25 protein-coding genes and 1 tRNA gene are annotated in these 22,878 nt (G+C 68.1%); 19 read left to right on the top strand and 7 right to left on the bottom strand.

Annotated elements, in window-relative coordinates:
• Nucleotides 1–39 precede the first annotated feature (39 nt).
• Nucleotides 40–1,407 (top strand): Y-family DNA polymerase, encoded by a 1,368-nt coding sequence (locus ACW17V_RS02540; protein WP_492108723.1) that lies wholly within the window; start codon nucleotides 40–42, stop codon nucleotides 1,405–1,407.
• Nucleotides 1,407–4,775, top strand: coding sequence for an error-prone DNA polymerase (locus ACW17V_RS02545; RefSeq protein WP_492108724.1), 3,369 nt, complete (start codon nucleotides 1,407–1,409; stop codon nucleotides 4,773–4,775). The genes ACW17V_RS02540 and ACW17V_RS02545 overlap by 1 nt, the downstream gene beginning before the upstream one ends.
• Nucleotides 4,776–4,785: 10 nt before the next feature.
• Here the strand turns inward: ACW17V_RS02545 and ACW17V_RS02550 are convergent, their stop codons facing one another.
• From ACW17V_RS02550 to ACW17V_RS02560, 3 genes are all read right to left on the bottom strand, one after another.
• Nucleotides 4,786–6,663: a polysaccharide biosynthesis protein gene (locus ACW17V_RS02550; RefSeq protein ID WP_492107329.1), complete on the bottom strand. Its 1,878-nt coding sequence runs from the start codon at nucleotides 6,661–6,663 to the stop codon at nucleotides 4,786–4,788.
• A gap of 97 nt (nucleotides 6,664–6,760) precedes the next feature.
• Nucleotides 6,761–7,978, bottom strand: coding sequence for a molybdopterin molybdotransferase MoeA (locus tag ACW17V_RS02555; protein WP_492107330.1), 1,218 nt, complete (start codon nucleotides 7,976–7,978; stop codon nucleotides 6,761–6,763).
• A 3-nt stretch (nucleotides 7,979–7,981) separates the two neighbouring features.
• A complete protein-coding gene (locus ACW17V_RS02560) occupies nucleotides 7,982–8,824 on the bottom strand; it encodes a ferredoxin--NADP reductase (protein WP_492107331.1) in 843 nt (280 codons plus the stop codon).
• Between the two features lie 271 nt (nucleotides 8,825–9,095).
• On the opposite strand from ACW17V_RS02560, the gene ACW17V_RS02565 reads away from it, so the two are divergent.
• Nucleotides 9,096–9,494 carry a hypothetical protein gene (locus ACW17V_RS02565; protein WP_492108725.1) on the top strand — a complete coding sequence of 133 codons (399 nt, stop codon included), beginning with the start codon at nucleotides 9,096–9,098 and terminating at the stop codon, nucleotides 9,492–9,494.
• A gap of 46 nt (nucleotides 9,495–9,540) precedes the next feature.
• Here the strand turns inward: ACW17V_RS02565 and ACW17V_RS02570 are convergent, their stop codons facing one another.
• Entirely contained in the window at nucleotides 9,541–9,744 is a 204-nt protein-coding gene (locus tag ACW17V_RS02570) for a hypothetical protein (RefSeq protein WP_492107332.1), read from the bottom strand.
• Between the two features lie 286 nt (nucleotides 9,745–10,030).
• On the opposite strand from ACW17V_RS02570, the gene ACW17V_RS02575 reads away from it, so the two are divergent.
• The 3 genes from ACW17V_RS02575 to nusG all read left to right on the top strand — a co-directional run bounded on the left by ACW17V_RS02575 (nucleotide 10,031) and on the right by nusG (nucleotide 11,047).
• Nucleotides 10,031–10,106 (top strand) — tRNA-Trp (locus tag ACW17V_RS02575).
• A 65-nt stretch (nucleotides 10,107–10,171) separates the two neighbouring features.
• A complete protein-coding gene (secE, locus tag ACW17V_RS02580) occupies nucleotides 10,172–10,483 on the top strand; it encodes a preprotein translocase subunit SecE (RefSeq protein WP_492107333.1) in 312 nt (103 codons plus the stop codon).
• A gap of 6 nt (nucleotides 10,484–10,489) precedes the next feature.
• The gene (nusG, locus tag ACW17V_RS02585) at nucleotides 10,490–11,047 is read left to right on the top strand and encodes a transcription termination/antitermination protein NusG (protein WP_419319958.1); all 558 of its coding nucleotides are present in this window, start codon (nucleotides 10,490–10,492) and stop codon (nucleotides 11,045–11,047) included.
• Nucleotides 11,048–11,150: 103 nt separating this feature from the next.
• Here nusG and ACW17V_RS02590 read toward each other — a convergent pair whose 3' ends face one another.
• Nucleotides 11,151–11,591, bottom strand: coding sequence for a winged helix-turn-helix transcriptional regulator (locus ACW17V_RS02590; RefSeq protein ID WP_492107334.1), 441 nt, complete (start codon nucleotides 11,589–11,591; stop codon nucleotides 11,151–11,153).
• A gap of 94 nt (nucleotides 11,592–11,685) precedes the next feature.
• Here ACW17V_RS02590 and ACW17V_RS02595 point away from each other — a divergent pair, with 94 nt between their 5' ends.
• The 9 genes from ACW17V_RS02595 (at nucleotide 11,686) to ACW17V_RS02635 (ending at nucleotide 18,076) form a co-directional block, all read left to right on the top strand.
• On the top strand, nucleotides 11,686–12,426 hold the full coding sequence (locus ACW17V_RS02595) for an SDR family NAD(P)-dependent oxidoreductase (protein ID WP_492107335.1): 741 nt from the start codon (nucleotides 11,686–11,688) through the stop codon (nucleotides 12,424–12,426).
• Between the two features lie 28 nt (nucleotides 12,427–12,454).
• Complete coding sequence (locus tag ACW17V_RS02600) at nucleotides 12,455–13,072, top strand: 2-hydroxychromene-2-carboxylate isomerase (protein WP_492107336.1); 618 nt, start codon at nucleotides 12,455–12,457, stop codon at nucleotides 13,070–13,072.
• A gap of 184 nt (nucleotides 13,073–13,256) precedes the next feature.
• Complete coding sequence (locus ACW17V_RS02605; protein WP_492107337.1) at nucleotides 13,257–14,582, top strand: phytanoyl-CoA dioxygenase family protein; 1,326 nt, start codon at nucleotides 13,257–13,259, stop codon at nucleotides 14,580–14,582.
• Between the two features lie 177 nt (nucleotides 14,583–14,759).
• The gene (rplK, locus tag ACW17V_RS02610) at nucleotides 14,760–15,191 is read left to right on the top strand and encodes a 50S ribosomal protein L11 (protein WP_007661528.1); all 432 of its coding nucleotides are present in this window, start codon (nucleotides 14,760–14,762) and stop codon (nucleotides 15,189–15,191) included.
• A gap of 3 nt (nucleotides 15,192–15,194) precedes the next feature.
• Nucleotides 15,195–15,881, top strand: coding sequence for a 50S ribosomal protein L1 (rplA, locus tag ACW17V_RS02615; protein WP_492107338.1), 687 nt, complete (start codon nucleotides 15,195–15,197; stop codon nucleotides 15,879–15,881).
• 123 nt (nucleotides 15,882–16,004) lie between these two features.
• Complete coding sequence (locus ACW17V_RS02620) at nucleotides 16,005–16,244, top strand: type II toxin-antitoxin system VapB family antitoxin (protein WP_492107339.1); 240 nt, start codon at nucleotides 16,005–16,007, stop codon at nucleotides 16,242–16,244.
• Nucleotides 16,244–16,639: a type II toxin-antitoxin system VapC family toxin gene (locus ACW17V_RS02625; protein WP_492107340.1), complete on the top strand. Its 396-nt coding sequence runs from the start codon at nucleotides 16,244–16,246 to the stop codon at nucleotides 16,637–16,639. The genes ACW17V_RS02620 and ACW17V_RS02625 overlap by 1 nt, the downstream gene beginning before the upstream one ends.
• 53 nt (nucleotides 16,640–16,692) lie before the next feature.
• Nucleotides 16,693–17,871 carry a TIGR03862 family flavoprotein gene (locus tag ACW17V_RS02630; RefSeq protein WP_492108726.1) on the top strand — a complete coding sequence of 393 codons (1,179 nt, stop codon included), beginning with the start codon at nucleotides 16,693–16,695 and terminating at the stop codon, nucleotides 17,869–17,871.
• Nucleotides 17,861–18,076: a DUF4287 domain-containing protein gene (locus tag ACW17V_RS02635; RefSeq protein ID WP_492107341.1), complete on the top strand. Its 216-nt coding sequence runs from the start codon at nucleotides 17,861–17,863 to the stop codon at nucleotides 18,074–18,076. Before ACW17V_RS02630 ends, ACW17V_RS02635 begins: the two co-directional genes overlap by 11 nt.
• A gap of 15 nt (nucleotides 18,077–18,091) precedes the next feature.
• On the opposite strand, the gene ACW17V_RS02640 is transcribed toward ACW17V_RS02635, so the two are convergent.
• Complete coding sequence (locus ACW17V_RS02640) at nucleotides 18,092–19,462, bottom strand: alpha/beta fold hydrolase (protein ID WP_492107342.1); 1,371 nt, start codon at nucleotides 19,460–19,462, stop codon at nucleotides 18,092–18,094.
• 72 nt (nucleotides 19,463–19,534) lie between these two features.
• On the bottom strand, nucleotides 19,535–20,137 hold the full coding sequence (locus ACW17V_RS02645) for a bifunctional transcriptional activator/DNA repair enzyme AdaA (protein WP_492107343.1): 603 nt from the start codon (nucleotides 20,135–20,137) through the stop codon (nucleotides 19,535–19,537).
• Nucleotides 20,138–20,268: 131 nt separating this feature from the next.
• Here ACW17V_RS02645 and ACW17V_RS02650 point away from each other — a divergent pair, with 131 nt between their 5' ends.
• The 4 genes from ACW17V_RS02650 to rplL all read left to right on the top strand — a co-directional run bounded on the left by ACW17V_RS02650 (nucleotide 20,269) and on the right by rplL (nucleotide 22,868).
• A complete protein-coding gene (locus ACW17V_RS02650; RefSeq protein WP_492107344.1) occupies nucleotides 20,269–20,688 on the top strand; it encodes an SRPBCC family protein in 420 nt (139 codons plus the stop codon).
• A gap of 110 nt (nucleotides 20,689–20,798) precedes the next feature.
• Nucleotides 20,799–21,569 (top strand): SDR family NAD(P)-dependent oxidoreductase, encoded by a 771-nt coding sequence (locus tag ACW17V_RS02655; protein WP_492107345.1) that lies wholly within the window; start codon nucleotides 20,799–20,801, stop codon nucleotides 21,567–21,569.
• Nucleotides 21,570–21,923: 354 nt separating this feature from the next.
• On the top strand, nucleotides 21,924–22,442 hold the full coding sequence (gene rplJ / locus ACW17V_RS02660) for a 50S ribosomal protein L10 (protein WP_492107346.1): 519 nt from the start codon (nucleotides 21,924–21,926) through the stop codon (nucleotides 22,440–22,442).
• 45 nt (nucleotides 22,443–22,487) lie between these two features.
• Nucleotides 22,488–22,868, top strand: coding sequence for a 50S ribosomal protein L7/L12 (gene rplL / locus ACW17V_RS02665; RefSeq protein ID WP_035049878.1), 381 nt, complete (start codon nucleotides 22,488–22,490; stop codon nucleotides 22,866–22,868).
• Nucleotides 22,869–22,878 lie beyond the last annotated feature (10 nt).

The raw sequence follows: 22,878 nt of genomic DNA on the forward strand, positions 1-22,878 counted from the left end.
ACCCGCCGTCTGGCCGCCGTCGACGAGGCCGCCCTGGCCCTGGGCCTGCGTCCCGGCCAGAAGGCCGCCGACGCCATGGCGCTGGCGCCCGACCTGGTCACCGCCGACCACGATCCCGACGCCGACCGCGCGGCGCTGGAGGCCCTGTGCGACTGGTGCGTGCGGTTCTCGCCGGCCGTGGCCATCGACGGCGATGACGGTCTGTTTCTCGACATCACCGGGACCGACCACCTGTGGGGCGGCGAGGCCGCGATGCTGGCCGACCTGTTGGCGCGACTGGCGCGCTGGGGCGTACCGGCCCGGGCGGCGATCGCCGACACGCCCGGCGCGGCCTGGGCGCTTGCCCGGTTCGGCGAGACCGGCGACATCGCGCCGCCAAACGGGCAGAGACAGCGCCTTGCCGAGCTGCCCGTGGCGGCCCTGCGGCTGGACGAGGCGGCGACGGCCCAACTGCCACGTCTGGGCCTGTTCCGGATCGAGCAGCTGCTGGGCCTGCCCCGCGCCCAGCTGGCCAAACGGTTTGGCATGCACCTGACCCTGCGCCTGGACCAGGCCCTGGGCGCGGCGGGCGAGCCCCTGGTCTATCGCCGGCCGGCCAGTCCGTGGTTCGACCGCCTGGCCTTCGCCGAGCCGATCAGCGCGCCGGATGACCTGGCCCGGGTGGTCGGCGACGTCACGGCCCTGATCTGCAAGCGGCTGGAGGCCGAGGGCCAGGGCGCGCGGCGGTTCGAGGTGGTCTTTCACCGGCTGGACGGCAAGGCCATGCCGGTGCGGGCCGGGCTGGCGCGGCCGGGGCGAGACGCCGTGCGCCTGACCCGGCTGATGGTCCCCAAGCTTGACGTCATCGATCCCGGCTTCGGCATTGAGGTGGTCACGGTGTTTGCCGGCGACGTCGAGCCCCTGACCGCTGTCCAGGCCCGGCTGGACGCCGAGGCGGGATCCGGTCTCGACGAGACTCTGGCGCCGCTGGTCGACCGGCTGATCAACCGCCTGGGCGAGGACCGCGTCTGGCGCGCCGATCCTTACGAGAGCCATGTGCCGGAACGCTCGGTCATCCGCCGCGCGCCGCTGGCCTCGCCCTCCGGCAAGACCTGGGATCCCGAGCGACCCCGGCCGGTGCGGCTGTTCAAGCGGCCCGAGCCGATCACGGCGATGGCCAAACTGCCCGACGATCCGCCGGTCCAGTTCCAGTGGCGCGGCCGTTCGCACCGCGTGCGTCGCGCCGAGGGACCCGAGCGTATCGGCCAGGAATGGTGGCGCGGCGATTTCGACGACACCGGACCGGGCAGGATCCGCGACTATTACCGGGTGGAAGACGAGGCCGGCGGCCGGTTCTGGATCTTTCGGCAGGGGCTGTTCGGGACGGGCGAGGACCCGAAGTGGTGGTTGCATGGGCTGTTTGGCTGATGGTCGCCTATGCCGAACTCCAAACCACCAGCAACTTCTCGTTCCTGCGCGGGGCGTCGCACGCCCGTGAGCTGATGCCCACCGCCCAGGGCCTGGGTCTGGCCGCTGTCGGGATCGCCGACCGCAACACCCTGTCGGGCGTGGTGCGCGCCTGGACGGCGGCCAAGGACCTGCAGGTCCGCGCCCTGACCGGCTGCCGGCTGGACTTCGCCGACGGGACGCCCAGCCTGCTCTGCTACCCGTCCGACCGCGAGGCCTTCGCGCGCCTGACCCGCCTGCTGACGGTGGGGCAGCGCCGGGCCGGCAAGGGCGAATGCGAGCTGCACTGGGAGGATTTCCTGCAGCATGCCGAGGGCCAGCTGGCCCTGATCGTGCCGCCCGCCAAGCTGGACGAGGCCTTCACCGCCGACCTGGGCCGGATGGCCGGCGACCTGCGAGGCCGGGTCTGGCTGGCGGCCAGCCGGGCCTATGCCGCCCGCGACCTGCAGCGCCTGGCGCGGCTGGACGAGCTGGCCCGCGCGGCCGGCGCGCCGATGGTGGCGACCAATGACGTGCTCTATCACGCGCCCGAACGGCGACCCCTGCAGGACGTCATGACGTGCGTGCGCGAGCACTGCTCGATCCACGAGGCGGGCTTTAGGCTGGAGGCCAATGCCGAGCGCCACCTGAAGACGCCGCAGGAAATGGCGCGCCTGTTCGAGCGCTGGCCGCGCGCCGTCGAGCGCACGATGGAGATCGCCTCGCGCATCGATTTCGACCTGGGCCAGCTGCGGGAAGAATATCCCGACGAGCCCGTGCCGCCGGGCAAGACGTCGATGCAGCACCTGACCGACCTGACCTGGGCGGGCGCGGCCTGGCGCTATCCCGGCGGGGTTCCGGAAAAGGTCGTCGCGCAGCTGAACGAAGAACTGCGGCTGATCGGCAAGATGGACTACCCCAACTATTTCCTCACCGTGCACGACATCGTGCAGGAGGCCCGAGCCATGGGGATCCTGTGCCAGGGGCGCGGTTCGGCGGCTAATTCCTCGGTCTGTTTCTGCCTGGGCGTGACGGCGATCGATCCCACCGAGCATCGCCTGCTGTTCACCCGCTTCATCTCCGAGAACCGTGGCGAGCCGCCGGACATCGACGTCGACTTCGAGCACGAGCGGCGCGAGGAGGTGATGCAGTATGTCTATCGCCGCTATGGCCGCGACTATGCCGCCATCTGCGGCACGGTGATCCACTACCGGCCGCGCAGCGCCATCCGCGACGTGGGCAAGGCCCTGGGCCTGACCGAGGATGTCACCAGCCTGCTGGCCGCCACGGTCTGGGGCAGCTGGGGTTCCGGCCTGCCGGAGGAGCACATCCGCAAGGCGGGGCTGGACCCTGACGCGCCGGAGATCGCCCGCGCCGTCAGCCTGGCGACCGAGCTGCTGGGTTTCCCCCGCCACCTGTCACAGCACGTCGGCGGCTTCGTGCTGACCAAGCGGCGGCTGGATGAGACCGTGCCGATCGGCAACGCCGCCATGAAGGACCGCACCTTCATCGAGTGGGACAAGGACGACATCGACAGTCTGGGCCTGATGAAGGTCGACATCCTGGCCCTGGGCATGCTGACCGCCATCCAGCGCGGCTTTGCCATGCTGCGGGTGGAGCATGGGCAGCAGATCACCGACCTGGCCGACGTCCCCCGCGAGGTGAAGGGCGTCTATGACATGTTGTCCAAGGCGGACTCGGTCGGGGTGTTCCAGGTCGAGAGCCGGGCCCAGATGTCGATGCTGCCCCGGCTGAAGCCGGCCGAGTTCTATGACCTGGTGATCGAGGTGGCGATCGTCCGGCCCGGTCCGATCCAGGGCGACATGGTCCATCCCTATCTGCGCCGCCGAAACGGCCAGGACCCGGTGGAATGGCCCGCCCCGTCGCCCGAGCACGGCCCGGCCGATGAGCTGAGGGGCATATTGGGCAAGACCTTCGGCGTGCCGCTGTTCCAGGAACAGGCCATGAGCCTGGCCATCGAGGCGGCCAAGTTCACGCCCGATGAGGCCGACGGCCTGCGCAAGGCCATGGCCACCTTCAAGAACCTGGGCACGCCGGCCGAATATCGCGACAAGTTCGTCGAGGGCATGGCGGGGCGCGGCTATCAGCGCGACTTCGCCGAGCGCTGCTTCAAGCAGATCGAGGGCTTTGGCCATTATGGCTTTCCCGAGAGCCACGCGGCCAGCTTCGCCAAGCTGGTCTATGTCTCGGCCTGGCTGAAATGGGCCTGGCCCGATGTGTTCTGCGCCGTGCTGATCAACTCCCAGCCGATGGGGTTCTATCAACCGGCCCAACTGGTGCGAGACGCGCGCGAGCATGGCGTCGAGGTGCGGCCGCCCGATGTGATGAGCAGCGACTGGGACTGTACGCTGGAAGCGAAAATCTCTCCCTCCCCCTTGGATGGGGGAGGGGGAGGGGGAGGGGCAGGGGTGGGGGTGACACCGTTGGCGGGCTTGAGCTCGGCCGCGCCACATCCTGCCACGCTGTCACCCCCATCCCCGGCCCTTCCCCCATCCGCCAACGGGAAGGGGGATGTTCGACCCGACAAGCTCTTCAACCCCGACACCCGCCCGTTCTGGAAGGCCGTCCGGCTGGGTCTGCGTCAGGTGAAAGGCGTGCGGGAGGCCGAGGCCAAGCTGCTGGCCATGGCGCGGGACGAGGGCGCGCGGACGCCGGCCGACTTCGCGCAATACGGGGTGCCGCAACGGGCTCTGGAGCTACTGGCCGAGGCCGACGCCTTTGCGTCAACGGGCCTCAGCCGGCGCGAGGCCCTCTGGGCGGTCAAGGGCGTGAAGGGCGAGACCAAGGCTCCCGTTCAGGCGCCGCTGCTGGCGGGCCTGCCGCTGTTCGAGGCGGCGGTCAGCCTGCCGGCCATGGCCCTGCCCCAGGCGGTGGCCGAGGATTATCGCACCACCAGCCTGTCGCTGAAGGCTCATCCCTGCGCCTTCTACCGCTCGATGCTGGACGGGATGGGTGTGATCAGGGCCGAGCAACTGGCGGGGATCAAGGACGGCAAGCGCGTTTCGGTGGCCGGCATCGTGCTGATCCGGCAACGGCCCGGCACCGCCAAGGGCGTGGTGTTCGTCACGATGGAGGACGAAACCGGCGTCGCCAACGCGGTGGTCTGGAAGGACCGCTTCGAAGCCGACCGCAATACGGTGATGACCGCCTCGTTCCTGGTCGTGCACGGCAAGGTGCAATCCGCCGAGGGCGTGATCCACGTGGTCGCCGAGCGCTTCACCGACCTGTCGGCGGAGCTGGGTCGCCTGAAGGAGGATCCCGCGGCGCCGGCCCCGCGCGTGCGGCACAGGGTGTCGGGACGGCTGCAGAGGAGCCGGGATTTTCACTGAAAGGGGAGGGTCAGGCCCGGCTGCGGGCCTTGGCCGGGGCGGCGGCCTCGGTCCCGCGAATGCGGTCGACCATCGCGAACAGCTGGGTGCGGACGCCAAATTCGTCGCCAGCCATGGCGGTGCTTTCCAGCAGGGCCAGCAGGTCAGCGTCGATGACCGGGCACGGCGTCTGGGGCGCGGCCTCGATCACGCCCGGCGCCTTGGGCTTGGCGGCCTCGTTGACGTCGACCAGCACCTCGGTGAGCTTTTCACCGGGGCGAAGGCCGGTGATGCGGATCTCGATGTCGCGGTCGGGGACCAGGCCCTGCAGTTCGATCATGCGGCGGGCCAGGTCGATGATCTTGACCGGCTCGCCCATCTCCAGGGTCAGCACGCCGGCCGGCGGCTCGGGCGTGGTGGTCGACAGGGCCACGGCGCGCAGGACCAGCTGCACCGCTTCGGGGATGGTCATGAAGAAGCGTTCGACCTGGGCGTCGGTCAGGGTGATGGGGCCGCCGCGGGCGATCTGGTGCTGGAACAGCGGCACCACCGAACCGGCCGAGCCCAGCACATTGCCGAACCGCACGATGCTGACCCGCGTCTCGTGGCTTGAGCCGTACTGGCGGGCCAGAGCCTCGGCGACGCGCTTGGTCGCGCCCATCACGCTGGTCGGGGCCACGGCCTTGTCGGTCGAGATCAGCGCCATATGCGCCGCGCCGAAGGCCTTGGCGGCCATGGCCACGTTGCGGGTGCCCAGCACATTGGTGCGGGCGCCTTCGCAGGGATGGTTCTCGACCATGGTGACGTGCTTGAGCGCCGCGGCGTGGAACACGATCTCGGGCCGCTCGGCGGCGAAGACGCGGTCCAGCCGAGCGGCGTCGCGGACGTCGCACAGGATCTCGCGACGCGACAGGGTGGGCCAGGCCTCGCCCAGTTCGCGGTCGATATGGAAGAGGTTGGCCTCGGAGACATCCAGCAGGGTCAGCTGGGCGCAGCCGCTGGCGGCGATCTGGCGGCAGAGCTCGGAGCCGATGCTGCCGCCGGCCCCGGTGACCAGAACCCGGCGGCCGGCCACCAGGGTGCGGACGGGTTCGGGATCCAGGCGCACAGGCGGGCGGCTGAGCAGTTCTTCCAGGCTGATCTCGCGCAGGGCGGTGGCGGTGTGGCCCATCTCGACCACGCCATGGCGGCGCAGCAGGCGCATGCCCTCGCTCTTCAGGCGGCCCAGGCGCTCGGAGCCGAAGGCGCTCATCGGGCTGTCGGCCAGGAACAGGATGGCCGCCGGGGCCAGGCCCCCCTCGCGCAGTTGGGCCAGTACGTCGTCGAAGGCCGTGATGGAGCCCAGCACGCAGACGCCGCGCAGTTCGTCGCCGGTTTCCCGGTCGAGCGGCGAGACCACGCCGACCGGTGTGTAGCGTTCGCCAAGGCCGGTGGGAGCCCGCAGGAATTCTTCGGCCTCGGCCGCGGCGCCGACGATCAGCAGGCGGGGCAGGGCGGGATGGGGGGCGGCCGTGCGCAGGCCCAGAACCGATTCGAACAGCACCCGCTCATGCAGGCCGCGACGCACGACGCGCAGGCTGGCCAGCAGGAAGACCTGGATCACGAAAGCGCCGATCAGGGCGCGAAGGCCTTCGAAACGCGCGGTCACCAGCCAGAGGAGGGCGGCGAACACCAGGCAGGAGACGAAGGCGGAACGGGCCAGGCGCAGGATGTCGCTGGCCGCCACGAAGCGCCACGGAACCCGCTCGACCCGAAGCACCAGCTCGACCAGCAGGGCCGAAGCGGCGAACAGGGCGGCCTGGGGCAGGACGTGCATGTCGATCGTGGTGACGCCGGCCAGGACCCTGCCAGCCAGGAAGGCCAGGAAGGCTAGCAGCGTATGCGCTGCGATCTTTCCGGCACGGCCCATAGACGAAACCTCTACTTCAAACGCCCGGCCGAGACCCGGAGTCGTCCGGGCTTAGCACGCCTGCTCGCCGCCGTCCTCCCCGTCGCCCCACGCTTTCTTAAGCACGTGGGAGCGGCAGAACCTCGACGATGTCGCCAGCAGACGCAGCGGCCGCGTTCACGGGTCGCCGGATGAGAGCATCGGCCCTGGAGAAGACGCCGACCAGCGAGGAATCCTGATCGGGGAATGCCGTGACCATCGCTCGCCCCTGGGGATCGATCGACAGGGCGGCTCGCATCCAGTGCTCGCGGGGCCCGTTCGCGCCCAAGGGGGCGGCCAGATGCGCCGTGATCAGGGGCGGAGCGGGGTCGCGCCCGGTCAGGGCGCTCAGCAGCGGACGCAGGAAAAGCTCGGCGCAGACCAGGGCCGAGGCGGGATTGCCGGGCAGGCCCAGCACCCGGCGGCCATCCGCCAGCGTCCCGAACCAGGTGGGCTTGCCCGGGCGAATGGCGATGGTCTCGACCCGCAGGGCCAGGCCCAGCCTTTCCATGGCGGGTTTGACCAGGTCGTGGTCGCCGACCGAGGCGCCGCCGACGGTGACGATCAGATCGGCGTCGATGCCTGTCACCGAGGCGGCGATGGCCTCGGCATTGTCGACGGCGGCGGTCAGGCGCGTGGCCGACCCGCCCCAGGTCTCGACCAGGGCGGCCAGGGCGATGGAGCCCGATTCGAAGATCTGGTCGGGGGCGGGGTCGCCGCCCGGCTGAACCAGCTCGTCGCCGGTGGCCAGGATGGCGACGCGGGGCCGTCGGGCGACCTCCAGCGTGGCGCGGCCCGCCGCCGCCGCCAGCGACAGCCGCCACGGATCGAGACGGACGCCCGTCTCCAGCAGGCGGTCTCCCGATCGGAAATCGCCGCCGGCCGGCCGGATGTTGGATCGGGGATCGTCGCCGGCGTCAAAGCGCACGGTGTCGCCGTCACGCTGGGCCTCTTCCTGGATGACCACCAGATCGGCGCCTGCAGGAACCGGCGCGCCGGTGAAGATCCGGACGGTCTGGCCGGCGCCGACGCGGCCGTGATAGGCCTTGCCAGCCGCGCTCTCGCCAGCGACCTTGAAGCTGGCGTCCGCCGTCAGGTCGGCGCGGCGGATGGCCCAGCCGTCCATGGCCGAGGCGGCGAAGGGGGGCTGGTCGCGAGTCGCGTCGACGGCCCGGGCCAGAACGCGCCCCAGCGCCTGGCCGATCGCGACGGTCTCCGCGCCCAGAGGCGCGGCGTCGGCCAGCATGCGGGCGCGGGCCTCCTGGACGGTGAGGTTCTTGAGCGGAGCCTGGGCCATGCCCTAGCCGACGAAGGCCCGCTCGATGACGAAGTCGCCCGGCTCGGCGTTGGAGCCTTCCTTCAGGCCGTGAGCCTCCAGCAGGGCGGCGGTGTCCTTGATCATGGCCATCGAGCCGCACAGCATGGCGCGGTCGTTTTCGGGATCGAACCGGTCGGTGTCCAGGCCCAGGTCGCGGAACAGCTGGCCGCTCTCGATCAGGTCGGTGAAGCGGCCCTGACGCTCGAACGGCTCGCGGGTCACGGTCGGGTAGTAGACCAGCTGGGTTCTGGCCTCGTCGCCGACCAGCGGGTCCTCGAAGATCTCCGAGGTGAAGAAGTCGCGATAGGCCAGTTCCTTCACCTCGCGCACGCCGTGGGCGACGATGACCTTCTCGAAGCGGCTGTAGGCGTCGGGATCGCGGGCCACCGACAGCCAGGGCGCCAGGCCCGTGCCGGTGCCGAACAGGAACAGACGCTTGCCCGGGCGGACGGCGTCCAGCACCAGGGTGCCGGTCGGCTTCTTGCCCAGCAGGACCTGATCGCCGGGCTGGATCTGTTGCAGGCGCGAGGTCAGCGGGCCGTCGGGCACCTTGATCGAGAAGAATTCCAGCTCCTCGGCGAAGCTGGGCGAGCCGATCGAATAGGCGCGCAGGATCGGCTTCTTCTCACCCAGCTCTTCGCGCGGCGGCAGGCCGATCATCACGAACTCGCCGGAGCGGAAGCGGAAGCTGGCCGGGCGGGTGATGGCGAAGCTGAACAGACGGTCGGTCCAGTGCTTCACCCACAGCACCGTCTCGACGGACTGGGCGGCTTCCTTGACCGGGGCGGCGGGGATCGGGGCGGCGGGGGCTGGGGCGGCCGTCATCGTCAATGTTTCGGTCCTGGGCGCAGACGCGCGAAAAGGCAAATCCGGTAGCGTCGCCACGGCCCTGAGGCGACGCTGGTTTCATTTGAGGAGCGGGGAAGAGAAGTCAACTCAGCTCCTCTAATGACGGCGCGGGAAAATCTTTCGCAAACTCGTCAAAATGCGCCGTAACACTTTTTCGAAATGCGTCAAAAATGTGATTGCCGACCACCCAAACGGGGCGCAGACTTCGTTCTGCTTCGTTCGCGGAGCCAACGATACGGAGGAACGTATGCGGGTAAGGTTCGTGAGGGCCGCCGCGGCGGCCAGTCTGTTAGCGTTTGGTGTGGCCGGTTGCAGCGATGGCGGCGCGAAGACGAAAGTCGCGCAGGCCCAGCAGGTTGTCTTGGAAGCTAAATCCGTCACGGCGTCCGGTTGCGTGAGGCCGGTCGAAACCACCTCGTGCCTCGTGGTTCGCGGTCGCGCCGGCGGTTACTACGATATCAGCAGCGCCAGCCCGGCGCCGGATCCCTCCAAGGGTGTGGCGATCTCGCTGCAGGGCAAGGACCTGGGCAAGAACACCGAGTGCGGCCGTCAACTGACGGACGTGAAGTGGTCCTATCTGGGCATTCAGTGCGCGCCGCCCTCGACCTCGGCCTCCACCGAAAAGGCCGACAAGAAGGCGGGCTAGACTTTCAGGCCGGGACGGGCGGCGCGTCAGCGGCCGCCCGACGGTTTCAGCTTTCGCCCGACCCCGGATCCGTGCGGGTCTTGGGAGACTGCGTGCTGTCTTCGCTGCCCTGCGGCTCCGTCGCCGGACGCGGCGGCTTGCCGTCGCTCGAGGGCGACCGAAGATTCTCGTTCTCGACCGAGGGATTCGAGGCGCGCGCCGATTTCGAGGGCGGCGCCGGTGCGTCCTGGGCTGTGATGGGCTGGGTCATGCGGTCTCAACGCGCGGACCTGCGCGTTCGATCCGTCTGGCTCAAAGGCCCTGTCTCTCTGCTTCTGGCCTTTACGCCGGGCCGGTTTGGCGAGGTTCGACCTCGCCTAGCCGGCTTTCGTTGGCACGAACGCCATGCAGACGGCTTGCGGCCGCTTGCCCGGCGGAGACGACCCTGCTAAATGGCGCGGCTCTGGCGATTGGACCCAGCGCGTCGACGGCCCTTGAAGGCTTCCGGCGGGTTGTCCATTTCCAGAGACCGGGACCCGAAAGGGGCCATGGTCTGCAGGAGTGTAGCTCAGCTGGTAGAGCGTCGGTCTCCAAAACCGAAAGTCGTGGGTTCGAGTCCCCCCACTCCTGCCATTATATGTCTTCGAGAGGTCCGGCCCCCGGTCCTGTCGTTTTGGAAAGTCGTGAGCCTCAAGAGCATGGCCAGGAAACCGGGTTCGAGCCCGTCCGCGATCAAGAGCCGCGCCGCCCGTACGGCGGCTGCGCTCGCGCCCGCCGGTGGGGCCCCCGCCGCGGCGGCGACGCCCAAGAAGAAGCGCACGAACCCCGTGCAGTTCTTCCGCGAAGTGCGCGCCGAAGCCCGCAAGATCACCTGGACCACCCGCAAGGAGACCTGGATCACCTCGGTGATGGTCTTCATGATGGTGGTTCTGGCGGCCCTGTTCTTCTCGGCGGTCGATGGACTGCTGGGCCTTGGAGCCAAGGCGCTCCTGTCGTTCGCCGCGGGATAAGAGACCATGAGCACCGAAACCGCGTCCAACCCGAACCACAAGTGGTACATCGTCCACGCCTACTCGAACTTCGAGAAGAAGGTGGCTGACAGCATCCGCGAGCAAGCCAAGAGCCAGGGGCTCGAGGACAGCTTCTCCGAAATCCTGGTTCCGACCGAGAACGTCGTCGAGATCCGTCGCGGTCGCAAGGTCGACGCCGAACGCAAGTTCTTCCCCGGCTATGTGCTGGTGAAAATGAACCTCTCGGACGAAGCCTATCACCTGATCAAGAACACGCCGAAGGTCACCGGCTTCCTGGGCAGCGCCTCCAAGCCGCAGCCCGTCTCGGAAAAGGAAGTCCAGCGCATCATCGGCACGATCGAAGAAGGCGTCGAGCGTCCCAAGACGGTCGTGCTGTTCGAGATCGGCGAGAACGTCCGCGTCACCGACGGCCCGTTCGCCAGCTTCAACGGTTCGGTCGAGCAGGTCGACGAAGAGCGCTCGCGCCTTCGCGTCACCGTCTCGATCTTCGGCCGCGCGACCCCGGTCGAGCTGGAATACAACCAGGTCGAAAAGATCAGCTGATTTCGGCCAGCCGGTCAGAGTTTCGAAAACCCCGCGCCGGCGACGGCGCGGGGTTTTTGCTGTCTGCGGCCGCGCCCATCGACAATCCGACCTGCTCCGGGCCCTACGCCTCGCGGGTCTCGACATCGCGGGCGGTGACGGTCTCGCCACATTCCGAGCAGACCTGCACCGGATGGAAGTCGCAGCCGCAGCCCTTGTGCCGGCGCAGCAGGGGCGGGCCCTCGGAGCCGGCATAGTAGGTGTCGCCGAAATGGGCGACGGCCATGATCACGGGGTGCAGGTCCATCCCCTTGGCGGTCAGCCGGTAGTCGTGGCGCGGCGGATTGGCCTGATAGGCCTCGCGGCGCAGCACGCCTTCCTCGACCAGCACCCGCAGGCGATCGGTGACAATGCTGCGCGAGATGCCCAGGCGGGCCTGGAAGGCCTCGAACCGCCGCACGCCCAGAAAGCAGTCCCGCAGGATCATCAGGGTCCAGCGATCGCCGATCACGGCCAGGGATCGCGAGACCGAGCAGGGCTGTGCGGCGAGATCATCCCACTTCATGGCGTCGGGGTCCTTTTGCGTGCGCCGCCATTCTGCATTTGACTCAGTACAGATTCAATACGAACTTGATCGCAACGAGATCAGGGAGATGGCGATGGCGAAGACCGGAAAGGGCGCGTGCCTGGTGGTGGGCGTCGGCGACGGCGTCGGCGGCGCGATCGCCCGGGCCTTCGCCGCCGAAGGCTACGAGGTCTGCATGACCCGCCGCCCGCGCCATCTCGATCAATTGGAAGTCCTGGCCCAGACCATCCGCGACGGCGGCGGCCGGGCGCGCGCCTATGGCGTTGACGCCCGCCAGGAGGCCGAGATGGTCGCCCTGTTCGACCAGATCGAGGCCGAGGTGGGGCCGCTGGAGGTGGTGGTCTTCAACATCGGCGCGAACGTGCGCTTCACGGTCGTCGACACCACGGCCCAGGTGTTTTCCAAGGTCTGGGAGATGGCCTGCTTCGCCGGCTTCCTGACCGGGCGCGAGGCGGCGCGGGTGATGGCGCCGCGCGGTCGCGGCACGATCCTGTTCACCGGGGCCAGCGCCAGCCTGCGCGGCAAGGACGGCTTTTCCGCCTTCGCCTCGGCCAAGGCCGGCCTGCGGGCGCTGGCCCAGAGCCTGGCGCGCGAAATGGGACCGCAGGGCGTGCATGTGGCCCATGTGGTGGTCGACGGGGCTATCGACGGGGTGTTTACCCGCCAGATGCGCGACGACGTGCAGGGCCTGCTGGACCGCGACGAGATCCTCAAGCCCGACGAGATCGCGGCCAATTATGTCTGGCTGCACAACCAGCCGCGCTCGGCCTGGACGCACGAGATCGACCTGCGCCCCCATTCCGAAGCCTGGTAGGGGCCAGGCCCTTCGCGGAGATTCCGACATGACCCAAGTTCCCGAGAAAACGGTCGAATTCATTTTCGACTTCGGCAGTCCCAACGCCTATCTGGCCCATGCCATCCTGCCGGCCATCGCCGCGCGGACCGGCGCGCGGATCGTTCTGACGCCCTGTCTGCTGGGCGGGATCTTCAAGCTGACCGGCAACCAGGCCCCGATGATCGCCTTCGGCGGGATCAAGGGAAAGATGGACTATGAGATGCTGGAGACCCGGCGGTTCATCGCGGCCCATGGCCTGACCGCCTTCCGGTTCAATCCGCACTTTCCGGTCAATACCCTGCTGCTGATGCGCGGCATGATCGCCGCCCAGCGCGCCGGGGTGGGGGTCGCCTATCTGGACGCCATGCTGAAGGGCATGTGGGAGCAGGGGCTCAAGCTCGACGATCCGGCCGTCTTCACCGCCGCCCTGGATGCGGCGGATCTGGACGGCGCGGCCCTGCTGGCGGCCACCGCCGACCCGGAGGTCAAGGCGGCCCTGATGGCCAATACCGAGGCCGCCGCGGCGCGGGGCGTGTTCGGCATTCCCACCTTTTTCGTCGGGCCGGAGATGTTCTTCGGCAAGGAGCGGCTGGGGCAGGTGGAGGCGGAACTGGCGCGGGGGTAGGCGAGCCCTGTCCGGGCGCCTTGCGGCCTGGAAAGCGGCGCCTTGGAATGAATGTGGGCGGCGGCGCGCGATCGCCATTCAAACGTGCGACGAACCCGGCTAGGTTGCGCCCTGTCTGGGTTGTGAGTGGCCCCGGCACACGTTTTGATCCCTGCCAGTGTCGGGTCCCATGCCAGTCGCGCTTATGTCTGCTCGTCGCCGTCTTTCCGGGTTCCGGACCCTGCCGCTCAGGGTTCTGCGCCGGGTGGGCGCGCTGCTGAGGCCGCCGGCTCCCGCAGCGCCTGCGGCGGCCCCTGAGCCTGCGCCTCGGGCTTTCCTGTCGATCGACTATTCCGCCGAACCGACCGCCGGTCTGATCCGGATCTTCGTGACCGCTTCCGCGCCCGAGTCCACGCCGGCCACCCTGGTCCTGAAGGCGCGCGACGGTGAAGCGCTCTATTCGGCGGACATCGCCCTCGCGCCGCATGAGCAGACCTGGTGGCTGGCGCTGCATGGCCATCTGCTGGGCGACGGCGTCCATGCCATCCGGATCGAGCTGGTCGACGCCGAAGGCGGTCTTCTGGCGCAGGCCGACGCCTCGGTCTTCGCCCAAAATCGCGGAGCCCTGGCCGAGCGCGTGACCGAAACCCTGAAACGGCAGGGCGCGCCGGTGGTCATCGATCAATGCGGCAGCGAGCTTTACGACTACGCTGATCGCCACGCGACGCCCTGGTTCGACCGCGAACCCGAGGTCGCGGCCGCCCATATCGCCACCCTTCTCCAGGACGGCGTCATCGACGCCGCCGATGCCGCCGCGCTCAAGCAATTCGTCGAGCAGGGCTTCCTCGTCGTCGAGGATCTGCTTGGCGCCGACGAGCTGGAAGCCCTGAACCTGGCGATCGACGACGCCGTCGCCACCCGGCGAGAGGGCTATGAGTGGGGATCCAGCCAGCGGCTGCACAATCTGCACGAACCCTATCCGGCCGTGCGCAAGCTGTGGCTCCATCCCAAGGTGATGCGCCTGCTGGACCTGATCTTCGATGCGCCCGCGCGGCCCTGCCAGTCGCTGACCTATGTGTTCGGATCGCAGCAGGATCACCACCAGGACACCATCCACCTGACGCCGTTCCCGGCGGGCTACATGTGCGGCGTGTGGACGGCGCTGGAAGACGTCCAGCCGTCCTCGGGCGAGCTGATGGTGTATCCGGGCACGCACCGCCTGCCGCGCATCTATCGCCAGACCGTCGATCTGCCGCCGGTCGTGGACGGCGACTGGACGGGCTTTGGCGACAAGGTGGTGGCGCGCTGGAAGCAGATGCTGGACGACGCGGCGGTCACGCCCCAGGTCTATCGCCCCAAGGCGGGCACCGTGCTGATCTGGCATGAGAACCTGATGCATGCGGGTTCGGTGCGCGAGGACCTGACGCGGTCGCGCAAGTCGATCGTCTGCCACTACTTCGCCGAAGGCGTGGTGGGCTATTACGACTCCAGCGCCACGCCCGGCGCGATGCACCTGGATGCGCGGGGCTAGGCGCCGCGCGCCGCTGGACTCCCGCCGCCCTGACTGCTACACGCCCCGCCTCGCTCCAGGACTCCGTCCCGGGGCGTGCTCGTCGTTATGGCGGGCTTAAATCCGTGGAAGGGACGCCAAGCCCGCACCACGGCCAACCAGCGAAGGCCGTTAGCTCGGCTTTCTTGAGAGGATACAATGGCTAAAAAGATCCTGGGCTATATCAAGCTCCAGGTGAAGGCTGGCTCGGCCACGCCTTCGCCCCCCATCGGCCCCGCACTGGGCCAGCGCGGCGTCAACATCATGGGCTTCTGTAAGGAGTTCAACGCGCGCACCGAGAACGTCGAAAAGGGCACCCCCCTGCCGACCGTGATCACCGTGTACCAAGACAAGTCGTTCACCTTCGTCACCAAGACCCCCCCGGCGACGCACTACCTGAAGCAGATCACCGGCCTGAAGTCCGGCGCGAAGCTGACCGGTCGCGAAACCGTCGGTGAAGTCACGCGCACCCAGCTGCGCGAGATCGCCGAAAAGAAGATGAAGGACCTGAACGCCAACGATCTCGAGGCCGCGGCCAAGATCATCGAAGGCTCCGCCAAGGCCATGGGCCTGAAGATCGTGGAGGCCTAAGTCATGGCTAAGCAAGCAAAGCGCATCCAGGCTTGGACCGGCGATCGCGAAGCCACCCACACCGCTTCGGAAGCCATCGCCCTGGTGAAGGCCAACGCCAAGGCCAAGTTCGACGAGTCGATCGAGATCTCGGTCAACCTCGGCGTTGACCCGCGCCACGCCGACCAACAGGTCCGCGGCGTTGTGAACCTGCCGTCGGGCACCGGCCGCGACGTCCGCGTCGCCGTCTTCGCCAAGGACGCCAAGGCGGCCGAAGCCACCGCGGCCGGCGCTGAACACGTCGGCGCCGAAGATCTGTACGAAAAGATCGCCGGCGGCTTCATGGACTTCGATCGCGTCATCGCGACCCCGGACATGATGGCCCTGGTCGGTCGCCTCGGTAAGGTGCTGGGCCCGCGCGGCCTGATGCCGAACCCGAAGGTCGGCACCGTGACCCCGAACGTCGGTCAAGCCGTGAAGGACGCCAAGGGCGGCGCCGTCGAGTTCCGCGTCGAAAAGGCCGGTATCATCCACGCCGGCATCGGCAAGGTCTCGTTCACCGACGAAGCCCTGCTGATCAACGTCAAGGCGATGATCGAAGCGCTGAACCGCTCTAAGCCTTCGGGCGCCAAGGGCATCTATGTGAAGCGTATCGGCCTGTCCTCGACGATGGGCCCGGGCTTCAAGGTCGACACCTCGTCGATCGTCTAAGCCTTTCGAGCTTCTGACTAATCGGAACGGGCGCTGGAGAAATCCAGCGCCCGTTTTGCGTTTGGGGCTCGCGTTGTGAGGTCGGCTAGCCAGTGTTATGTTCCGGCTAGACGGAGGTGTCCGATGGCTTTCCACGTTCGAGATCCCGAGACCGACGCCCTGGTGCGCGAACTGGCTGATAAAACCAGGCTTGGCATTACTGAGGCCGTGAAGTTGGCCGCCGCCGAAGCCCTGGCTTCGCGCGATCAGGCGCGCGCCGAAAAACTGGCGAAGATGCGGGCCATATCGGCGGAGGTCGCAAGCTGGCCCCGTACGGGGCTCAAGGCGGACAAGGCGTTCTTCGACGAAATGTACGAAGACTGATGTTTGTCGATGCCTCGGCCTGGACGGCCATTCTGCTGGAAGAGCCGGAAGCCGAGATGTTCCGTGAGAAGCTGGCGGACGCGATCGACGTAACGACTTCGGCGATCGCCAACTGGGAAACCGTTCGCGCCGTTGGGCGGCAGACGACAGGCGGCGTCGAGGCGGCTTCGCTCAAGCTTGGAGCTCTACAGAGTTTGGCAGGCGCACGCGTCCTTCCAATTGGGCAGGCCGAGCAAGTCGTCGCCTTGCAGGCTCACATCCGCTTCGGCAAGGGCGCTCACCCCGCCAGGCTGAACATGGGCGACTGCTTCGCCTATGCCTGCGCGCGGAATCACGGCGTGCCGCTGCTGTTCAAGGGCGACGACTTTTCGCTGACCGACATCGAGCCCGCTTGAGCGACGCCCTCAACCTCGACGTCGCCGTGATCGGCGGCGGGCCGGCCGGGCTGATGGCCGCCGAGGTGGTGAGCGCCGCCGGCCGGTCGGTGGCGGTGTTCGAGAAGATGCCGACCTTCGGGCGCAAGTTCCTGATGGCCGGGCGCGGGGGGCTGAACCTCACCCACTCGGAAGACTTCGCGCGGTTCGCACAGCGCTATGGGGCGGCCAGTCTGACCTTGCGGCCGATGCTGGAGGGCTTCACGCCCGCCGACCTGGTCGCTTGGGCGGAGGGGCTGGGACAGGCCACCTTCGTCGGCTCCAGCGGCCGGGTGTTCCCCAAGGCTCTGAAGGCCTCGCCGCTGCTGCGGGCGTGGCTGGCGCGGCTGGAGGGGCAGGGCGTGTCGCTGCGGACCAGGACCGAATGGCGCGGCTGGACCGATGACGGCGCCCTCTCGTTTCTCACCCCCGAGGGCGCCCAGACCGTGCGGCCGCGCGCGACGATCCTGGCCCTAGGCGGCGCCAGCTGGGCGAAGCTGGGTTCCGACGGGGCCTGGGCCCAGTTGTTGCAAGCCCGAGGCGCGGCGGTGGCGCCGTTCGTGGCCGCCAACAGCGGCTTCGATGTCGCCTGGAGCGCGGTGTTCAGGGACCGCTTCGCCGGTGAGCCCCTGAAGAACATCGCCGTGCGGCTGGGCGAGGCGGTCGCGCGGGGCGACGCCATGATCGCCGGCTATGGCCTGGAGGGCGGTGCGGTCTATGCCCTGGACGCGGCCCCGCGCGAGGCGATCGCGGCCGACGGGCGGGCGATCCTCGAGATCGACCTGCGCCCGGACATGCCGGTCGAGACCCTGGCGGCGCGACTGTCCAAGCCCCGCAACGGCCAGTCCGTGGCCAATTTCCTGCGCAAGGCCGCCAACCTGTCGCCGGTCGAGGTCAATCTGCTGCGCGAGGCCCATGGCCTGGACCTCCCGGCGGAACCTGTCGCCCTGGCGGCGGCGATCAAGGCCACGCCGATCGTGCTGACGGGAACCCAGCCGCTGGACCGGGCGATCTCTTCGGCGGGCGGCCTGACGCTGGAGTCGCTGGACGGGCTGGCGCTGAAAACTGCGCCGGATATCTTCGTCGCTGGCGAGATGCTGGACTGGGAAGCTCCCACCGGCGGCTATCTGCTGCAGGCCTGTTTCGCCACCGGCGTGGCGGCGGCGCGGCAGGTTCTGGCGAAACTGGAGCAGGAGGAACGACGTGGCGGATGAGAAGGTGAAGGGCCCGGCGTCCTATTTTCCGTCGATCGAAAAGACCTATGGCCGGCCGGTCGCGGACTGGCAGGCCCTGGTCCGGGCGCGCTATCCGGCCAAGCACATGGATCTTGTGGCCATGCTCAAGACCGAGCACGGCCTGGGCCACGGCCACGCCAATGCGATCGTCGCCTACACCCTGGCCGAGGACGGTCTGAAGTAGGGGCTATCCCTTCGCCTATTTCATCGCCGCCTTGATTTTCACCGCCATCGCCTTGAGGTCCCCGGGATCGGCCGGGGCGTTCTCGACCATGTAAACAGGCTTGCCAGCGACACGGGGGATCACGTGGACGTGCAGGTGCGGCACGCTCTGACCCACGCCGTTGTTCTGGAGGATCATGAAGCCCTCCAGCCCCAGGGCGTCGACCTCTGCCTGCCCGACCTTCTGGGCGACAGCCATGACCCTGGCGAGGTCTTTCGGGTCCATCTCCAGGATGTTGCGGGCCTTGGAGGTCCTGGAGATCACCAGCACGTGGCCCGGCTCCATCGGCGCGCGATCCATGAAGGCCAGCACCTCGGCGTCCTCATAGACCTTGTAGGCCGGCAGCTCGCCCCGGATGATCCTGGCGAAGGGATTGGCCTCGTCATAGGCCGCTTTCAGCGGGAGGCGGGCGCCGGCCGGGGCAATGGTCGGATCGAAGCGGGCCAGCCAGCGCAGCACTTCGCTTTCCAGCGCGATGCGCGAGTCCGAGAAGCTGTGATCGGTCGGGTGCTGCGCTTCCACAACCATATCGGGATGAGCCTCGCGCGCGGCCGCGGCGAGCGTGGCGGTGACGGGGCCGATGCCGCGCTCGGCGCCGATCATCAGCACGGGGCGGGCGGCGATGGTTCGCGAGAGGGCGGAAAGGTCCAGCTTGGCCTGGTCGCGCCGGATCTCGGCGATCAGGGCTTCGGCGCTGGTTCCGGCCAGCGGTGCGGTGTCAGGGCGGATCTCTTCGGCCAGGACCTTGGGATCGGTTTTGGCGAAGTATTCGTCGCCGCCGATGTTCCAGGCGTCGATCAGGATGGTCCCGGCCACCGCCGAGGGCCGCGCGGCCGAAACGCTGGCGGCCATGAACCCGCCCATGCTGTGGCCGGCCACGACGATGCGCCTGGGATCGATCCGGTACTTGCCGATATTGGCCGGCTGGGTGAGGAAGTCGACGGCGGCCTCGGCGTCGGTGCGGGCGCCGGCGAAGCTGAAGCTGCCCTGGCTGCCCCACGAGCCGCGATAATTGATCTTCAGCACGTTCCAGCCGGCCCGACGCACGGCCTGCATCAGGTCGATATTGGTCTCGTTGCCCGGGAAGCCGTGCAGGAACAGCATCGTCGGATGCGGTCCGGGCCCCGAGGCCAGGTAGAAGACCGCGTTGACGGCCACGCTCCCAGTCGGAAGCGTGAAGGCGGCCATGTCGGCCGGATGCTTGGGATCGCGGGCCGGATCGACGATCACCGCACGCGGCACGGGCTGGAAGCGGGGTTCGGCGAACGCCTGTCCTGCGGACAGAGCGCTCAGGAACAGGGCGCCCAGAAGCAGGGCGCGAGCCCCGGCGATCAGCTTGCGTGTCATGAAAGCCCCCTCCTCGTCCCTCGTCAGGGCCGATAATTCAGAAAACCGCGACCGCGAGAAGAGGGCGCGGCGCTATCCGGCGGCTTTTGCGGGTTTGCCGCGTCGGATGTCGCTGGGCGCGCGGCGATAGATCTCGCGAAACGCGGCGTTGAAGCTGCGCAGGCTGGCAAAGCCTGCTCTGCCGGCGATCTCGGTCATCGACAGGTCGGTGCCGTCGATCAGCCGCTTGGCGCGCTGGACACGGGCGGTGCGGGCCACCTTCGACGGCGTTGCGCCGAGGTGGACGCGGAACAGGCGTGACAGGTGACGCGGGCCTATGCCCAGGCGCTCGGCCAGGGTGGAGACGTCGGCCTCGTCCAGGGCGCCGTCCTCGATCAGCCGCAGGGCGCGACCGACGGTGGCGCGTACGCCCATCCAGGCCGGGGAGTGCGGGGCGCTCTCGGGCCGGCAACGCAGGCAGGGGCGAAAGCCCGCGCCCTCGGCGGCGCAGGCGCTGGGATAGTAGCGGACGTTCCGGGACAGCGGCTGGCGCACCGGGCAGACCGGCCGGCAGTAGATCCGGGTCGAGGTGACCGCGATGAAGATCAGGCCGTCATAGGCCGGGTCGCGGGCGTGGCGAACGCGCTCGCAGAACTCGAAATCCAGCGTCAGCGCGGGCTGATCCGATCCGTCCATGGCGATCTCCTTGGCCTGGACGATACCGCATGCGGGCCGGGACGCATCACGCGCCGGTTGACCACGTCCGTTTCCTGCCAGTCGCGGGATAGGTCCGCTGCTAGGCCTTGGGGGCCAAGAAGGAGAGCAACATGGCCTCGATCCACCAGGAAATCCTCATCGACGCGACCCCTGACACCGTGTGGGACGCGGTCGCCGACATCGGCGCGCTGCATACCCGGCTGGCCCCGGGCTTCGTCGTTGACACCCAGCTCGTGGTCGGCGCCGACCCGGCGGTCCGGATCGTCACCTTTGGCAATGGCGCGGTCGCCAGGGAGGTGATCATCGATCGCGACGACATCCGCCGCCGGCTGGTCTGGACGATCCAGGGCGAGAGCGTGGCTCACCACAATGGGGCCATCGTGATCGTCGACGCCGGCGAAGGGCGATCCCGGGTGGTCTGGACCGCCGACGTCCTGCCGCATGCCCTGGCCGATGTGTACGGTCCCGCCATGGGCGTGGGGCTGGGCGTCATGAAAAGTCATCTCGAAAGGCCGCCGGCGCGGGCGTAACATGCCGAGCGTGCGCCGCTCGCTGGCCGGTCCAAACGCGGGATGCAACGAAACAACGCTTGTTACAGTTTAAGACGTTGGCGGAACACGCCGTAGCAAGGATCACTTCCATGACACGAGTTCTCGACGGCAAGGTCGCCGTCATCACCGGCGCGGCCGGCGCGATCGGCTCGGCGACCGCGAAGCTGTTGGCCGAGCGTGGCGCGACCATCGTGGCCGTCGACATCCCCGGAACCGACTGGTCCAAGTTGAAAGCCGCCCTGCCTGCGGGCGCCAAGCTGGTCACGGCCGAAGCCGATGTCACCGACGAGGCTTCGGTGAAGGCCTATATCGAGACGGCCAAGGCCGAATGCGGCCGGATCGATATCTTCTTCAACAATGCCGGCGTCGAAGGCCCCATTCAGCCGATCGAAAACTATCCTCTGGACGCCTTCATGAAGGTGCTTGGCGTCAATGTGGCGGGGGTTTTCCTGGGTCTGAAACATGTTCTGCCCGTGATGTACGCCCAGGGCGCAGGCAGCATCATCAACACCTCCAGCGTCGCTGGCCTGATGGGCTCGCCGGGCATGGCCGGCTATTGCACCTCCAAGCACGCCGTCGTGGGCATAACCCGCGTGGCGGCCGTCGAGGCCGCGCCCAAGGGCGTGCGGGTCAACTGCGTCAATCCCGGTCCGATCGAGAGCCGCATGATGCAGTCGATCAACAGCAGCCAGTCGGCCGACGCCAAGGCCGCCCACGACCTGACCAGCCAGATGGTGCCGGCCAGGCGCTATGGCACGCCCGAGGAGGTCGCTGGGCTCGTGGCCTTTCTGGCCTCTGACGATTCCACCTACTGCAACGGCGGCGTCTATACCGTCGATGGCGCGCTCACCGCGACCTGACAGACCAGCCCGGCGCGGTATCAAGCCTGCGTCGGGCGTTTCCTGTCGCCCCCGGTTGAAATCCATCCCCAAACCGTCTATACGCCCCGCTTCTCCGTCGGGCTCGCCCGGCGAAGACCTGTTTGTGAACAGCGGGGCGTGGGGTCACCAACGCCGTAAATGAGGAAGAGCCCTTCCTCGCCGTCGGGAGACAGGGATGGACAAGCCCACGCTATTTCCTCCTTCACGGATGGGACGCGCGGCTGACTTTCCTTGGAACAGGCTGATGCAACTCGCGTGCGGGAGCGATCCCTCATGTTCGTGGCATTTGGCTGCCGGAATGGTCCGGCCGCTGTAATTGAGTAGGAGACCGCAATGGACCGCGCTCAAAAGCAGGAGTCGATCGAGTCGCTGAAAAGCGTATTCGCCGGCGCCGGCGCTGTCGTCGTGACCCACTATACGGGCATGACCGTTGCGGAAATGACTGAACTGCGTGCCCGTCTCCGCAAGGAAGACGCCACGTTCCAGGTGGTGAAGAACACCCTCGTCCAGAAGGCCCTCGACGGCTCGATCGGTGAAAAGGGCGACGCCCTGTTCACTGGCCCGGTCGCCATCGCCTTCGGCAAGGATCCGGTCTCCGCCGCCAAGATCGTCACCCAGTACGCCAAGGAAAACGACAAGCTGAAGCTGGTCGGTGGCATCCTGGGTCAGACGACGGTTCTCGACGAAGCGGCTGTGCGGGCTCTGGCCACGCTGCCGTCGCTCGACCAGATCCGTGGCAAGCTTATCGGCCTCATCCAGGCTCCGGCGACCAAGATCGCTGGCGTCCTGCAGGCCCCGGCTGGCCAACTTGCGCGCGTCTTCAACGCTTATGCGACCAAAGACGCCGCCTAACGGTCATCTCCGCGTACATCCCTCATTCGTTTTAGGAAACTGAACATGTCCAAGCTCGAAAAGCTGGTTGAAGAACTGTCCACCCTGTCGGTCCTCGAAGCCGCCGATCTGTCCAAGATGCTGGAAGAAAAGTGGGGCGTCTCCGCCGCTGCTCCGGTCGCCGCCGCTGGTCCGGCTGGCCCGGCCGCTCCGGTCGAAGCTGCTGAAGAGCAAACCGAGTTCACCGTTGTTCTGACCGCCGGTGGCGACAAGAAGATCAACGTGATCAAGGAAGTCCGCGGCGTCCGTCCGGACCTCGGCCTGAAGGAAGCCAAGGACCTGGTCGAAGGCGCTCCGCAGAACGTCGTCGAAAACGTCTCCAAGGCCCAAGCCGAAGAAGTCGCCAAGAAGCTGACCGAAGCCGGCGCGACCGTCCAAATCAAGTAATCCATTCCAC

It is taken from the genome of Caulobacter sp. FV2ye17ST (genome assembly GCF_058680955.1).

Excerpts from the sequence above, each read along its gene's own strand:
- ACW17V_RS02545 (WP_492108724.1), top strand. The coding sequence starts at position 1,407 with ATGGTCGCCTATGCCGAACTCCAAACCACCAGCAACTTCTCGTTCCTG.
- ACW17V_RS02550 (WP_492107329.1), bottom strand. The coding sequence starts at position 6,663 with ATGGGCCGTGCCGGAAAGATCGCAGCGCATACGCTGCTAGCCTTCCTG.
- ACW17V_RS02555 (WP_492107330.1), bottom strand. The coding sequence starts at position 7,978 with ATGGCCCAGGCTCCGCTCAAGAACCTCACCGTCCAGGAGGCCCGCGCC.
- ACW17V_RS02560 (WP_492107331.1), bottom strand. The coding sequence starts at position 8,824 with ATGACGGCCGCCCCAGCCCCCGCCGCCCCGATCCCCGCCGCCCCGGTC.
- ACW17V_RS02565 (WP_492108725.1), top strand. The coding sequence starts at position 9,096 with ATGCGGGTAAGGTTCGTGAGGGCCGCCGCGGCGGCCAGTCTGTTAGCG.
- ACW17V_RS02570 (WP_492107332.1), bottom strand. The coding sequence starts at position 9,744 with ATGACCCAGCCCATCACAGCCCAGGACGCACCGGCGCCGCCCTCGAAA.
- secE (WP_492107333.1), top strand. The coding sequence starts at position 10,172 with ATGGCCAGGAAACCGGGTTCGAGCCCGTCCGCGATCAAGAGCCGCGCC.
- nusG (WP_419319958.1), top strand. The coding sequence starts at position 10,490 with ATGAGCACCGAAACCGCGTCCAACCCGAACCACAAGTGGTACATCGTC.
- ACW17V_RS02590 (WP_492107334.1), bottom strand. The coding sequence starts at position 11,591 with ATGAAGTGGGATGATCTCGCCGCACAGCCCTGCTCGGTCTCGCGATCC.
- ACW17V_RS02595 (WP_492107335.1), top strand. The coding sequence starts at position 11,686 with ATGGCGAAGACCGGAAAGGGCGCGTGCCTGGTGGTGGGCGTCGGCGAC.
- ACW17V_RS02600 (WP_492107336.1), top strand. The coding sequence starts at position 12,455 with ATGACCCAAGTTCCCGAGAAAACGGTCGAATTCATTTTCGACTTCGGC.
- ACW17V_RS02605 (WP_492107337.1), top strand. The coding sequence starts at position 13,257 with ATGTCTGCTCGTCGCCGTCTTTCCGGGTTCCGGACCCTGCCGCTCAGG.
- rplK (WP_007661528.1), top strand. The coding sequence starts at position 14,760 with ATGGCTAAAAAGATCCTGGGCTATATCAAGCTCCAGGTGAAGGCTGGC.
- rplA (WP_492107338.1), top strand. The coding sequence starts at position 15,195 with ATGGCTAAGCAAGCAAAGCGCATCCAGGCTTGGACCGGCGATCGCGAA.
- ACW17V_RS02620 (WP_492107339.1), top strand. The coding sequence starts at position 16,005 with ATGGCTTTCCACGTTCGAGATCCCGAGACCGACGCCCTGGTGCGCGAA.
- ACW17V_RS02625 (WP_492107340.1), top strand. The coding sequence starts at position 16,244 with ATGTTTGTCGATGCCTCGGCCTGGACGGCCATTCTGCTGGAAGAGCCG.
- ACW17V_RS02630 (WP_492108726.1), top strand. The coding sequence starts at position 16,693 with ATGGCCGCCGAGGTGGTGAGCGCCGCCGGCCGGTCGGTGGCGGTGTTC.
- ACW17V_RS02640 (WP_492107342.1), bottom strand. The coding sequence starts at position 19,462 with ATGACACGCAAGCTGATCGCCGGGGCTCGCGCCCTGCTTCTGGGCGCC.
- ACW17V_RS02645 (WP_492107343.1), bottom strand. The coding sequence starts at position 20,137 with ATGGACGGATCGGATCAGCCCGCGCTGACGCTGGATTTCGAGTTCTGC.
- ACW17V_RS02650 (WP_492107344.1), top strand. The coding sequence starts at position 20,269 with ATGGCCTCGATCCACCAGGAAATCCTCATCGACGCGACCCCTGACACC.
- ACW17V_RS02655 (WP_492107345.1), top strand. The coding sequence starts at position 20,799 with ATGACACGAGTTCTCGACGGCAAGGTCGCCGTCATCACCGGCGCGGCC.
- rplJ (WP_492107346.1), top strand. The coding sequence starts at position 21,924 with ATGGACCGCGCTCAAAAGCAGGAGTCGATCGAGTCGCTGAAAAGCGTA.
- rplL (WP_035049878.1), top strand. The coding sequence starts at position 22,488 with ATGTCCAAGCTCGAAAAGCTGGTTGAAGAACTGTCCACCCTGTCGGTC.